Raw genomic sequence first — 13,510 nt, forward strand, 5'->3', positions numbered from 1 at the left:
TGGATAGAAAATAAAATTCGGCGGTTCTTTTCAGGGACCGCCGAATGTATAAAATGAGGTTTTTACAATGAAATATAAAGACTTAATCGAAAAAATGACGCTTGAAGAGAAAGCATCGTTAATGTCAGGAAAAGATTTCTGGCAAACACAGGATATCAAACGTCTTGGAATCAATAACATGTTTCTAGCCGATGGACCACATGGCATCCGAAAGCAAGCGGCAGCGGCAGACCATCTCGGCCTTAATGCTAGTATTCCTGCCACTTGTTTTCCAACAGCGGCGACAGTTGCGAATAGCTGGAACGTAGAGCTGGGAGAACAAATGGGTGAGTACCTTGGTGAAGAAGCGGTTGCACAGGGAGTACACGTTCTCTTAGGTCCTGGGATCAATATGAAGAGAAATCCCTTAGCAGGAAGAAACTTTGAGTATTTTAGTGAAGATCCCTTTCTTGCAGGCAAATTGGCTGCAGGCATGATTAAGGGAATTCAATCACATGGAATTTCTGCCTGTGTGAAGCACTTTGCTGTCAATAATCAGGAAGAGCGTCGAATGGCGATTGATACCATTGTTGATGAACGAACGCTAAGAGAAATCTATTTGACAGCATTTGAAATTGCTATTAAAGAAGGTAAGACAAAAACCGTCATGTCTGCTTATAATATGCTGAATGGCACCTACACGAATGAAAATATCCATTTGATGAGAGATATCCTGCGGAATGAATGGAAATACGATGGTGTTGTCGTAACCGATTGGGGCGGAAGCAATGATCGTGTAGCAGGATTAGTTGCAGGCAATGAGCTAGAAATGCCAACAACGGCTGGTGAAACAAATGAGGAAATTATTGAAGCCATTAAAACGGGAAAAATAAAAGAAGAAGTATTAGACGAAAATGTAGATCGATTGCTTGACCTTATTTTTACAACTGATAAGGCTTTGAAGGAATCTCAAAAAGAGATCAATCAGGAAAAGCATCATCGAATGGCACAAACCGTTGCCGAAGAATCGATTGTTCTATTAAAGAATGAAGAACAAATCCTGCCCATTAAAAAGGGAACAAAAGTCGCTATTATTGGTGATTTTGCAAAAGAAGCACGATACCAAGGGGCAGGCTCATCCATTGTTAATCCTACGAAATTAGATAGTACGTTAGATGGTATCAAGGAATGCGAATTTGTGAGCATTGGATTTGAACCTGGTTTTGACCGATACGGAAAGAAAAGTCAGAAAAAAATAGATCAAGCATGTGCACTCGCCAAAAATGCGGATGTGGTCCTTTTATATATTGGACTGGATGAAGTGACAGAAGCGGAAGGGCTTGACAGACAAAGCATGGAAATACCTGAAAATCAGATTGAATTATTAACAGCTCTTCAAAAAGTGAATCCCAATATTGTCGCGATCCTATCCTCTGGTGCGGCAGTTGAAATGCCATGGATTGGTAAGGTAAAAGGGCTAGTGCATGGTTATTTAAGTGGGCAGGCAGGAGCAAAAGCGATTCTACGGGTATTGTCAGGCGATGTAAATCCATCTGGAAAATTAGCAGAATCGTATCCGATTCATTACGAGGATACCCCGTCTTGCTACCAATTCCCAGGGAAAGAGGTTAGTGTGGAATACCGAGAGGGTCCATATATAGGCTACCGCTATTATGATACAGCCAATGTTGCTGTGTTATTCCCATTTGGATTTGGACTGAGTTATACTACCTTTGAATACGCTGATATCCAAGTGGCGAAGGAGGGTGTCACCTTTACCTTGACCAATACGGGCGGAAGGGCTGGAAGTGAAGTGACACAGCTGTATGTTGGCTGTAAATCTACGAATATTTTCAGGCCAAAAAAGGAGTTAAAAGGGTTTACGAAAGTGTTCTTACTTCCAGGCGAGACAAAAACCGTTACCATTCCATTTGATGATAAAACATTTCGTTACTTTAATATTAAGACCAATAGCTGGGAAATAGAAGCAGCTGACTATGAACTAATGATTGGTGCATCGATTGCAGATATCCGATTAAAAGACGTAATCGCGATTGAAGGGACAGGAGCACCACTTCCATACGATCAAAATGAACTACCATCCTATTATTCTGGTAAAGCAAACCATGTAAGCCAAGAGGAATTTGAACAGTTGCTAGGAAGAAAGGTACCAGAATCCAAATGGGATCGAACAAAAGCGCTAGGCTATAATGATACGATTGCCCAGTGTCAGTATGCGAAGAGCGGATTCGCAAGGTTTATTTTTAAGACCATCAATTTTTCACACTGGTTCCTAAAAAAAATAGGGAAGAGAAGTACGGCTAATTTAATCATGATGTCCATCTATCATATGCCGTTCCGTGGCGTTGCTAGAATGACAGGCGGAGTGATCAATATGCCAATGCTAGATGGAATTTTGATGATCATGAATGGTCAGTTCATGAAAGGTTTGCGTCATTTGCTAAAGGAAAGAAAGAAAAAGGTGAAGCGCGAAAAGTTAAAAACAACCATGGTACAGGCGACAAAGGAGATGTAAAATAGGATGAGTAACGGAAAGGTAGATTCAAATAAAGCGGGTTCCGGAATGGCTGGAATCTGGAATAACTATAAGGAAAAGCATCCTAATACAGCTCAATTCCTAGTATTCTTTTTGCTAAGTAATGGGATTACCGTCTTACAGCTTGTATTAATGCCTGTGTTTAAGAGTATATTCGCTCAAACCTCCTTAGTTACTACGGATTTTCAGGTTTTGCCGTTTGGACAAAATTTTGATGGTAGTGACTATTATGTATTTGATTATGCAGCAGGTTCACTTGCTTCCGGTGGGGGAGGAGGACTTGCCTACTTCCTTGCCGTGCAAATTACCATTGCGATTGCACAGATTATTAACTTTTTCGCACAGAGAAGCATTACATTTAAATCAAACAGCAATGTGTGGAGAGCCGCGTTTTGGTATGTAGTGGCGTATATCGGTATCACCATTGGTGCTGCCGCAGCTCAAGGATTCTATAAGGCTCCCATCTATTATTTGTTAATGAATACATGGGGGATGGGTTCTTTCGGTGAAACCATGGCAGATATGATAACAATGATTATCAATAGTGCGATTTCATTCTGGGTATTCTTCCCGATTTTTAAAATCATATTTAAACAAGAGCCTGAAAATCAGGCTTTATAAAGGTAGGGTTCGAAATGAAATTATTATCAGTCGTCATTCCTTGCTATAATTCACAAGATTATATGAGATACTGCATCGAGTCGCTTCTACCTGGTGGGGAAAACGTTGAGATACTGATAGTAAATGACGGCTCGGTTGATCGAACGGCAGAAATAGCTAATGAATATGCTCAAAAGTATCCAACGATCGTCAAAGCGATTCATCAGGAAAATGGAGGACATGGGGAAGCGGTCAACGCAGGAATCCGTCATGCATCAGGAATCTACTTTAAAGTGGTTGACAGTGATGATTGGGTAGATACTAGAGCTTATCTCAAAATTTTGGACACTTTAGCAAATTTTGTTACGGAAAATCATTCCGTTGATATGATGATTAGCAATTTTGTCTATGAAAAAGAAGGCGCAAAATATAAAAAAGTAATGAAATATGAAAATATTCTACCAGAAGGGGAAATCTTCTCTTGGGATGATATCAAACGTTTTCGTAAAGGCCAATATCTATTGATGCACTCGGTAATTTACCGAACGGAGATGCTAAGAGAGTGCGGGCTTGAACTTCCGAAGCATACCTTTTATGTGGACAATTTATATGTCTATCGACCACTTGAACATGTTCAGAAAATCTTTTACCTTAATGTCGACTTTTACAGATATTTTATTGGCAGGGAAGATCAATCGGTTCATGAAAGTGTCATGATTAAAAGAATTGATCAGCAGATTAAGGTAAACAAGCTCATGATTGAGCAAGTTGAACTTGAACATATTAGCAGTCCAAAGCTTCGTGAGTATCTGCTTCACCATCTTGAAATTGTCACGATCGTTTCGGCCATTTTATTAATACGATCAGGTACGGAAGAAAATCTAAAGAAGAAAAAAGAACTATGGAAGTATATTAAGAATAGAGACAATGAATTGTATCATGAACTTAGATATGGAATGATGGGCCAGTTGTTGAATTTACCTGGCCGAGCAGGACGTAGTATTTCTGTAGGAGCCTATAAACTATCCCAAAAAGTTGTTGGCTTTAATTAAAAACTCGTAAATAAAAAACAGCTTCAGTGAAATTTCTGAAGCTGTTTTTTATCAAAAGGAGGAGGACAGTATGAAGGCAAAATATGATTTCTTAATTGTTGGAGCAGGTCTCTATGGTGCCGTGTTTGCCTATAAGGCGAAAAAAGCGGGAAAGTCCTGCCTCATTATTGATAAACGAAGCCATATTGCTGGAAATATCTATACAGAAAAAGTCGAGGATATCCAGGTACATAAATATGGTGCGCATATTTTTCATACTAACAACAAAGAGGTATGGGAGTTTGTCAACCAGTTTGCTGAATTCAATCGATACACAAATAGTCCAGTAGCTAATTATCAGGGTGAAATCTATAATTTACCGTTTAATATGAATACGTTTAACAAAATGTGGGGCGTGACTACTCCAGATGAAGCAAAGGAGAAGATTGACCTACAGCGTAGGGAAAGCTATGTTAAACATCCGCAAAACCTGGAGGAGCAGGCGATTAACCTCGTAGGTAGCGATATCTATGAAAAGCTGATTCGTGGCTATACAGAAAAGCAATGGGGACGTCCATGTACGGAAATACCAGCCTTCATTATTCGCAGATTGCCGGTTCGATTTACGTACGACAATAATTATTTTAACGATCCTTATCAGGGAATTCCAATTGACGGATATACAGCTATGGTTGAACGAATGATTGAAGGAATTGAAGTGAAACTTGAAACGGACTATCTAGAAAACAAAAGCGACTGGGATCATCTTGCAAACATGGTCGTGTACACGGGTCCGGTTGATGCCTATTTTCATTATCAGTTTGGTGTACTGGAGTATAGAAGTTTGCTGTTTGAAACAGAGGTTATGGATACAGATAATTTTCAAGGGAATGCTGTCGTGAATTATACCGACCGCGAGACACCATACACGAGAATCATAGAGCACAAACATTTTGATTTCGGCACTCAACCCAAAACCGTTGTTACCCGTGAATACAGTGTCGAGTGGAAACAAGGCGACGAGCCATATTATCCGATCAATGATGAGAAAAACAGCATGCAGTATAAAAGGTATAAAGCACTAACAGATAAAGAAGGCAACGTCATTTTTGGAGGCCGCCTAGGGGAATACAAATATTATAATATGGACCAGGTTGTCGAAGCGGCATTACGTAAGGCAGACGAGGTTTTAGGGAATAGGTAGACCCTCTAGGGGGAGTAGATTGTCTTGGGAAGATGGAGGATTTGAAAAAGATAGGTCTATTCTGAAATATAACTTTACTTAAAAGTAGCACAGATCAGTAGCGATCTGTGCTATGTTTGTTTCAATTATGCAGCTAGTAATAGAAGTGAAATAGTGTTAAATTCCCTTTGGTGCTCGAAATCCAGCGTCTATGGCTTCTTGTTCCGTGCAAAACATTACTTCGGCTTTTGTCTGCTCATACCAGGGCGAATCAGGCGTATGGTAGATTTTCTTCGAACCGATATTCCCTTTGATCAAACAACTCTCAGGAAGTTCCGTCCCACTTTCCATTTGTGGTGATTCAATGACCTCAGGTTTAAAACCATCCTCCTGTACATAATTCTCCACTTCCCAAATTCCGATGCCTTGTTGTTGAGCTTCCTTTTGTAAGTCAGTAAATGGATCAACATAGCGTGTATTGGGTGGATATACGTAAGCGACCCTCGCTAGACTATTCTGTAATAGCTCCTCTTGAACCATCGTTCCATCCACATAAACATAAGCCAAAAGGCGACCATATTTATCTTTTTGAGGGCCAATATCAAATTCTAGTTCAATGGTTTTAGCGTTGGTTACAAGGTCACTAGTGAAGTCTTTCGCTTCTTGACCAAACGGTTGTTCACCTAAACGTGGGTGAGACGTTTCTGGGGTATCCACAAGCAAGAACCGTACGTTGTGTTCTTCACCTTGATAGATGACAGAAATGGTGTCTCCATCAACAGGATGATCAAGTGCTACTTGGACTCTCTTAAACTCTGTACTCTCAGTAACATTCTGTTGATGTACAGATTTGGTGGGGGAGCATCCTGAAAGGAATAGGAATAAAACTAGATATAAAGTGAGTAAACGTACCAAATAAACCCCTCATTTCATAAGCTTGTTACATACCAATGTGTTACTTTATTGAATAGTGAAACCAAATATTAATTACCTTTACTTGTTACTTGGGCCTGTACTATGCAGGGAATCTCTCTATAGAACTTTTGAATACACTATCAAAACCATCCTATTGGGTGGTTTTGTCATATCTATGTTTTTCCTTATAACTGTAAGGTGTCTCCTGAAACAATTCTTTAAATTTTTTATAAAAAAACGTCACGCTTGAATACCCGACTTCCTCTGCGATTTGTGGAATAGGTAGATCAGAATGTGACAAGAACAAAGCTGCCTGGTTTAACCGTTGAATCTGGAGAAGTTCTTTAAACGACTTGCCTGTCCCTTTTTTCAGCAAGGTGGAAAGATAACTGGGATGGAAGCCAAACCTTTGACCCATATCCACTAGAGAACAGTCCTGATAATGCTCTTCAATATATCTCAAAAATTCTAATAGAGAAGAGTCGTTTGATCTTTCATAGGTAGTAGGGTCGTTGTGATAACGAAGGAGTGTGGAAAATAACACGATCATATATGAGTCGATAATTTCTTCCGAACAGAAGTCTCGATCGAAAAATTCACACATCATATTCTCCATGATTTCAATGATCTTCGTCTTTTCATCTGGTCGGAAAATCAGGAAATGATTTTGTTTCCGTGTGCTGACTAATGATTCAATCATGAATTGAGAAATAATGCTTTTTTGAGACAATCTTCTAAGAAAACTAGGAGATAGATAGTCCTGTTTCATGATGATGTTGATAATGAGGTCCTTCTTTGTCGTTGCATCCACACTATGTGGTGTTTCTTTGTTAATGAATATCAGTTCTCCTTTTTCCAAAACCACCTTGTTCCCCTTTACAGTAACGGTACAACTCCCTCGATAGACAAACATCATTTCAATATAATCATGCATATGAAGAGGAATTACCGAGTGATAAGGCTGTTGGGAAATAGAGATGTTCTCCGCAATCGGTGAATCGTTTATATCAAAGCCTTTGCTAAAAAGAAAGACTTCCTCTCCATCTACTGTCACGATGGAGGGTTGATACTCCTTCACAACCTTTTCTTTATCAATCTCAAAATGTACCGATTTCAAAAAGCTTTCTAGTTCTGATCGTTCCATGGTATCGCACCCTTTTTCGATTCGAGTAATCATTTCTCTCATTTTAATATAAAAAAGACCTGGTGTTAACCCTAAGAGCTGTTTCATATTAACGAAAGCTTACTAAAATAGAAATCTATGATTCGAGCAATCAACTTCTAGGATTTTAACATTATCTTAGCGGAAAGCGTTTGCTACTATCAAAGTATAGCTTGGTAAAAAATTTCACGCGGAGGTAATTACGATGAAATATACATTTCCTGAATCGTTCCTATGGGGAACAGCAACATCTGCCTACCAGGTAGAAGGTAACAATAAACAATCAGATATGTGGGCGGAAGAGTATTCAGAAGGATCACCGTATAAGGATTTTTCCGGTGACGCGGTCGATCACTACAATCGATACAAGCAGGATATTGAATTGATGGCGAGGTTAGGGTTGAACAGTTACCGTTTTTCCATCGAGTGGTCAAGAATTGAACCAGAACCAGGGGTGTATTCAAAAGAGGAGATCAACCATTATCGCGATGTCATAAAAGCTTGTTATGACAATCAGCTCACACCTGTTGTGACAATGATGCATTTTACTTCACCACAGTGGTTGATGCAGATAGGAGGGTGGAGAAATCCAAAAACGGCCGACCTTTTTGCCAAGTATTGCGAGGTGGTGTTTGAGGAGCTGGGGCAGGACATTCCTTATGTCTTGACGATGAACGAAGTCAATTTACCGGTGATGTTAAAAGAACTGTTCATTAATCTAGATTTTATGCCGCCAGTAGGTGTGGATGCTAAGTCATGGACAGCACCAGGCTGGCGTGAATCAGCTGCCCAAAAATGCGGTACTACCATCTATCAATATTTCACCTTCCATATGGCTTCTGATGAGGTGTCATTAGAAATTGTGAAAGAGGCCCATTGTAAAGCCCGAGCGGTTATGAAGAAGATCAATCCGTTAACTAAAGTTGGGTTATCTTTGGCGCTGCCAGAAATTCAAGCCATTGATGGCGGGGAAGAGCAGGCGACAAAGGTTTGGTATGATTACTTTGGACAATTTACATCTGCGATTGAAGGAGACGATTTCTTAGGAATACAGAATTATACCCGTGAAATTTATGGGCCACAAGGTCAAGTTCCGGTTGCGGAAGGAACAGAAGTGACGGCGATGGGGTATGAGTACTATCCAGAAGCATTGGCTGGTACGATTCGAAATGTGGTGAAAGAACTAGATATCCCTGTGATGGTAACCGAACACGGCATAGCCACGAACGATGACAGCCGCCGGGTCGAATTTATCCAACGAGGACTGAAAGAATTGCATTCGTGCATCGAGGACGGAATTCAAGTAATTGGGTATCTTTATTGGTCTACATTTGATAACTATGAATGGACCTTTGGATATGAACCGAAGTTCGGGATTATTGCAGTGAATAGGGATACCCAAGAGAGACAAGTAAAAGAGAGCGGACGTGTGTTAGGGAATATTTCAAAAAACAACGCTGTTTCTGTTTAGGTTGACACAAACTTTTTACCACGGAAGGAGATTCGTTATGAAGTATACAAATCCTGTTATCCCTGGCTTTCATCCAGACCCAAGCATTTGTAATGTGGGAGAAGATTTTTATTTAGTGACAAGTTCATTTGAATATTTTCCCGGTGTCCCGATTTTCCATTCGAAGGACCTTGTTAATTGGAAACAAATAGGCCACTGCTTAACACGCGAAAGTCAATTGTCGCTGCATCAAGCCAAAAGTTCCTTGGGCATATTTGCCCCGACAATTCGGTATAACAATGGACGGTTTTATATGATTACGACTAATATGACTAGCAAAAAGAACTTTTTTGTTTGGGCTGAAAATCCAGAAGGTCCTTGGTCTGAGCCAATTTTTCTCGATTGGCCAGGCATTGATCCATCGTTACTGTTTGATGAAGATGGAAAGGTGTATCTAAGCGGAACACAAGATATTTTTAGCGGAGAACCTATGGGGATTTATCAAGCAGAAATTGATATAGAGACAGGGAAACTTCTTTCTGAACGACGGTTGATTTGGGAAGGTATGGGCGGGGCTCATCCGGAAGGACCGCATCTTTACAATATAAACGGGACCTACTACTTAGTGATTGCTGAAGGAGGAACCGAATACGGGCATATGGTGACCATGGCTAGAAGCCAACAGCCATTTGGACCCTTCGAGGGTCATCCGAACAATCCGGTTCTTACTCACCGAAGCAGTGCCAGTCCCATTCAAGCAACAGGGCATGCTGATTTCATTCAATATACCGATGGCAGCTGGTGGACGGTATTTTTAGGAATCCGACCTGCACCCGTTCGTTTTAGTGGAAAGCACCATCATCTGGGAAGAGAAACCTTCCTGGCACCTGTTGAATGGAAAGAGGATGGCTGGCCATCTATTAGCACACCAGTAGAATTAGAAATGGACGGAAAATCACTTCAGATAGAGGGAAGGAAAGCGTGGCTTGAAAAGGACGATTTTGATCATGAAACCTTAGATTTCTCCTGGAGTTTTTTGAGAAATCCTAAGAAAGAAAGCTGGTCCTTATCTGAGCGACCAGGCTATCTTACCCTATATGGATCTTCTGTTTGTTTAGATGACGTGGATTCCCCGTCCTTTATCGGAAGAAGACAACAGCATTTTGAGTGCAACATCTCAACACTGCTTGAGTTCTCTCCAACCGAAGAAGGCGAAGAGGCTGGACTGACCGTCTTCATGAATGATCGATTTCATTATGAAATCGCGATGGGAATCCGTGATGAGGTGAAAAAGGTCTTCGTCAGACGTAGGGTCGGGTCGCTTTGGAAAGTAGAGATAGAGCATGAGTATGAACAAGATTCTATTATTCTATCGGTTCAGGCAGATGCCAAAAACTATACCTTCAGCTATCAATCACCGGGTGGAGACTCAATTACTATGGGTACGGGAGAATGCTCTCTTTTATCGACGGAAGTAGCGGGTGGATTTACAGGGGTGTTCTTTGGACTGTATGCAACAGGAAACGGCCGACGTTCTACAGCTCCTGCGTATTTTGATTGGTTTGAGTATCGTTTGTAATGACTAAACAATAGAAAGTTCCATTCAATGTGAATGGGGCTTTTCATTTAGGTTACAAAACCCTTTTGAATTATCGATTCAATGACAGTAGCAGCACCGGCTATGGCCAAAATAAAAAGTAAGGAAGGATCTGTTTCTCTTCATATTTTAAAAGGTTGGGCTTTTTTGTAGATGATTACTACGTAACCACTTTGTTTCTGCTTTAGCAGTCGTATTAATAGAGAAGGTCAGGAATACCAACGTTTGTTTAAGATGGTTTTTACAAACTTCTTTGAGAAAATATACCTATAAATTACAATATAATGGTAGAATTAAAATAATTAAGTACTATTTTAGTAACAGGAGACTATGGTGCTGATCTTGTGCTTTCAAATAATGAAAAAAAAATTGTCGTGCAGGCCAAGAGGTACAAAAAGAAAGTTGGCTTGAAGGCCGTTCAAGAGGTTGTATCTGCTAAGAACTATTATAAGGCTGATGAATGTTGGGTTATCACAAACAACTATTTCACTGCACCAGCTGTCAAATTAGCACAATCAAATAATGTATCATTAATTGACAGAGACTTATTGATTAAGTGGATGTTAGAAATAAAAAATGCAGCATGACAATCATAAAATAGTTTCATATAACGTATTAATTTGATCAGATTGAAGAAAAGGAGCAGTATCCGTTCGTCGAATATGTAATTAGGCCTTACTTCAAGTGGGAAGTAAGGTTTTTCTTATTTATACGGTAGGGGCGTACACTTTAAATAAGAAGGAGGCTAGGCTAGTTATCACCCCCTTATGTTGATTATCGATAGAAAGTTATTAAAAAATATTTTAGGATATATAGAACATTTGACCGAATGTCATTCGTCTAATTAATAAATATAAAGAAGCGTGAGGAGAGACATGATTGAGAAAATAAAGAATAATGAAGCAACTGTATTAAGTCATTTAAACAGCCAAGAGAAACTAGCGTGGTTAATGAAGGAATACGGGAACGATATTATTCGAATTGCCTATACATACTTAAAACAAGAACAGTTAGCTGAGGATGTTGCTCAAGAGGTATTTATTAAGTGCTATGAAAAATTAGATACCTTTCGCAATGAATCTTCTTATAAAACTTGGCTAATAAAAATAACTGTTAACAAATGTAAAGATGTCTTAAGAAGTTGGTCCTATAGAAACCTGTTGGTTACTGACTTTATAAGAGAAAACCTTATTTCATACAGTAAAGAACCAAAAGAAATAGATGATAAAAAAGAATTGGTGTCTAGTAAAGTAATAGAGTTGCCTGTGAAATTAAGGGAAGTCATTATTCTTTATTATTTTCAAGAACTTACGATTGAAGAAATCTCCGAGCTATTAGAGGTACATTCAACCACAGTGAGAACTAGGATGCATCGAGGTCGCCTAAAGTTAAAAGAAATGTTTAAAGGGGAGAGTAATCATGGATAAAGAATTAAAACATATAAAAGAAGAAATCAATGATGAACTCCTCAATCATATTAGTTTTAAAGAGCAGCACATACACCAAGTGCTACATTCAATAAATAAACCAAAACCTAGTAAGAAGTTTCAAATGAAGAATAAATTTGGAGCAGTGTTAAGTTTTGCAGTCGTTACCTTAATGTTTTCAGGTATTAGCTTCTTTGTTGGAACACAGTTGCAACAAAGAAATGATGAAAAGAAAATGGCAGATGAAATTAAAGTTGATGAAAAGAAAACAGAAACAAAAAAAGAGAGAGAAAAGTCAGTGTATATCCCTCCAGATAAGGAGGAGAATTACGAAGACATGACTAAGGAAGAAATCCTCACAAAGATGATTAATTCCATTGATTATTTTGAGACAGCTAAAGGGAAGTATCAAGTTCACTATAGTTTTTACGAGGATCATGCGTTTGAAATTGTTGAGTATTCATTAAGTATGAAAAATCAACTTGGCGGATACGGGATAACTACAAATGAAAAAGGAGAAATACGAGAAGAATATTATAACGGTGAAAAGGTCTGGATGTTATCTGATTCTTCCAAAACGTATAGAGAGTTCCAAGCATCAGGCTGGCATTTAGGTGGTACTACTTTAAGCTTAGACCAAGCATTTTCAATGGATTCAGAAGGGACCCCTTATACAGACTATAGAGAAAGCCCACCTTTTAGTGCAGCAGACGCAACTTTATTTCCTTATGAAATTGCATCGAATTATACTCGTGACCTAAACCAATGGGAAATTGAAAACCAGAACGAGGAATTGCTGGGACATAATACCTTAGTGATTAAAGGCATTAAGTATACTAGAGATTTTCAGTCGTTTCGTTTTTGGGTAGATAAAGACACAGGGATTCTCTTAAAGTATGAGACGTATAACGGAAACGGGGAAGTGGTTGATTATTTACATCCACTAAGCCTAGAAGTGAATATCCCAGTTAATAGTGAAATATTTTCACCAGATCTGGAAGGATATGAGGAAGAAAAGGATCCAATAGACGTTGTTGATCCTCGTGAAGCGGAAGTGGTGCATGTCGCTGGAACGAAATCCCCTGAGGAGATAGACGATGTGTTTGCCCTTATGAAAAAGGATATGCCATTCCTATTTGAATTTACCCATCCAGACTTACAATTATCTTCTGCTAGTTATGAGACATTTAAAGACTATAAAATTGGCTACTTATACTACATGCTTGACAGAGATGGAGACAAAAACTCCTCGCAGATGTTGTCCGTGAGGGTTCACCACAAGGACTCTTATGTAAGAAGTATAGGAAGCTTCGAGTTAATAGGTGATACTAGGATCTCACCTTTTTCATTGAACGATATTCAATGGGAGGGGACGGTTATGAATGATGGTGAAGGTGATTGGGTGCATCTCACGGGGAAAAAAGGTGAATATATCTATGATGTAGTAAATCAACACATCTCACTTAAAGAAACCCAAGAATTTCTTGAAAATTTTAAAGCAGCAGAGTAAATAAATACTTAAATAGAATTAGAATGGGGTAGAAGTATAATAATTGTCATCTTCTTGATTTTACTTTCACCTCTGAATACTAAAGAACCAGACATTAAT

At 39.2% G+C, this 13,510-nt stretch carries 11 protein-coding genes; 9 read left to right on the forward strand and 2 right to left on the reverse strand.

The genetic code is table 11. The annotated features are described in order from the left end of the window. Positions 1-67 precede the first annotated feature (67 nt). The 4 genes from BKO01S_RS07425 (at position 68) to glf (ending at position 5,371) form a co-directional block, all read left to right on the forward strand. Positions 68-2,515 (forward strand): beta-glucosidase, encoded by a 2,448-nt coding sequence (locus tag BKO01S_RS07425; protein WP_066051116.1) that lies wholly within the window; start codon positions 68-70, stop codon positions 2,513-2,515. Between the two features lie 6 nt (positions 2,516-2,521). Next, positions 2,522-3,157 carry a hypothetical protein gene (locus tag BKO01S_RS07430; protein ID WP_066051118.1) on the forward strand — a complete coding sequence of 212 codons (636 nt, stop codon included), beginning with the start codon at positions 2,522-2,524 and terminating at the stop codon, positions 3,155-3,157. Positions 3,158-3,171: 14 nt separating this feature from the next. Beyond that, positions 3,172-4,188, forward strand: a complete 1,017-nt coding sequence (locus tag BKO01S_RS07435; RefSeq protein ID WP_066051121.1) for a glycosyltransferase family 2 protein — start codon at positions 3,172-3,174, stop codon at positions 4,186-4,188. A gap of 70 nt (positions 4,189-4,258) precedes the next feature. Further along, positions 4,259-5,371: a UDP-galactopyranose mutase gene (gene glf, locus BKO01S_RS07440; RefSeq protein ID WP_066051124.1), complete on the forward strand. Its 1,113-nt coding sequence runs from the start codon at positions 4,259-4,261 to the stop codon at positions 5,369-5,371. 156 nt (positions 5,372-5,527) lie between these two features. Here the strand turns inward: glf and BKO01S_RS07445 are convergent, their stop codons facing one another. After that, a complete protein-coding gene (locus BKO01S_RS07445; RefSeq protein WP_066051129.1) occupies positions 5,528-6,265 on the reverse strand; it encodes a thermonuclease family protein in 738 nt (245 codons plus the stop codon). A gap of 151 nt (positions 6,266-6,416) precedes the next feature. Continuing rightward, a complete protein-coding gene (locus tag BKO01S_RS07450; protein ID WP_066051132.1) occupies positions 6,417-7,409 on the reverse strand; it encodes an AraC family transcriptional regulator in 993 nt (330 codons plus the stop codon). A 223-nt stretch (positions 7,410-7,632) separates the two neighbouring features. On the opposite strand from BKO01S_RS07450, the gene BKO01S_RS07455 reads away from it, so the two are divergent. From BKO01S_RS07455 to BKO01S_RS07475, 5 genes are all read left to right on the forward strand, one after another. Further along, positions 7,633-8,898 carry a glycoside hydrolase family 1 protein gene (locus BKO01S_RS07455; RefSeq protein ID WP_066051135.1) on the forward strand — a complete coding sequence of 422 codons (1,266 nt, stop codon included), beginning with the start codon at positions 7,633-7,635 and terminating at the stop codon, positions 8,896-8,898. A gap of 37 nt (positions 8,899-8,935) precedes the next feature. Beyond that, complete coding sequence (locus BKO01S_RS07460) at positions 8,936-10,456, forward strand: glycoside hydrolase family 43 protein (protein ID WP_066051140.1); 1,521 nt, start codon at positions 8,936-8,938, stop codon at positions 10,454-10,456. Between the two features lie 329 nt (positions 10,457-10,785). Continuing rightward, positions 10,786-11,061, forward strand: a complete 276-nt coding sequence (locus BKO01S_RS07465; protein ID WP_084362001.1) for a restriction endonuclease — start codon at positions 10,786-10,788, stop codon at positions 11,059-11,061. 288 nt (positions 11,062-11,349) lie between these two features. After that, complete coding sequence (locus tag BKO01S_RS07470; RefSeq protein WP_066051145.1) at positions 11,350-11,901, forward strand: sigma-70 family RNA polymerase sigma factor; 552 nt, start codon at positions 11,350-11,352, stop codon at positions 11,899-11,901. Beyond that, positions 11,894-13,411, forward strand: a complete 1,518-nt coding sequence (locus BKO01S_RS07475) for a hypothetical protein (RefSeq protein WP_066051150.1) — start codon at positions 11,894-11,896, stop codon at positions 13,409-13,411. Before BKO01S_RS07470 ends, BKO01S_RS07475 begins: the two co-directional genes overlap by 8 nt. Positions 13,412-13,510: the final 99 nt, after the last annotated feature.

The organism is Robertmurraya korlensis NBRC 107688, from assembly GCF_001591645.1.
GTDB lineage: Bacteria > Bacillota > Bacilli > Bacillales > Cytobacillaceae > Robertmurraya_A.

Bases quoted from the DNA above. Each gene is read 5' to 3' on its own strand.
- BKO01S_RS07425 (WP_066051116.1), top strand. From the start codon at position 68: ATGAAATATAAAGACTTAATCGAAAAAATGACGCTTGAAGAGAAAGCA.
- BKO01S_RS07430 (WP_066051118.1), top strand. From the start codon at position 2,522: ATGAGTAACGGAAAGGTAGATTCAAATAAAGCGGGTTCCGGAATGGCT.
- BKO01S_RS07435 (WP_066051121.1), top strand. From the start codon at position 3,172: ATGAAATTATTATCAGTCGTCATTCCTTGCTATAATTCACAAGATTAT.
- glf (WP_066051124.1), top strand. From the start codon at position 4,259: ATGAAGGCAAAATATGATTTCTTAATTGTTGGAGCAGGTCTCTATGGT.
- BKO01S_RS07450 (WP_066051132.1), bottom strand. From the start codon at position 7,409: ATGGAACGATCAGAACTAGAAAGCTTTTTGAAATCGGTACATTTTGAG.
- BKO01S_RS07455 (WP_066051135.1), top strand. From the start codon at position 7,633: ATGAAATATACATTTCCTGAATCGTTCCTATGGGGAACAGCAACATCT.
- BKO01S_RS07460 (WP_066051140.1), top strand. From the start codon at position 8,936: ATGAAGTATACAAATCCTGTTATCCCTGGCTTTCATCCAGACCCAAGC.
- BKO01S_RS07470 (WP_066051145.1), top strand. From the start codon at position 11,350: ATGATTGAGAAAATAAAGAATAATGAAGCAACTGTATTAAGTCATTTA.
- BKO01S_RS07475 (WP_066051150.1), top strand. From the start codon at position 11,894: ATGGATAAAGAATTAAAACATATAAAAGAAGAAATCAATGATGAACTC.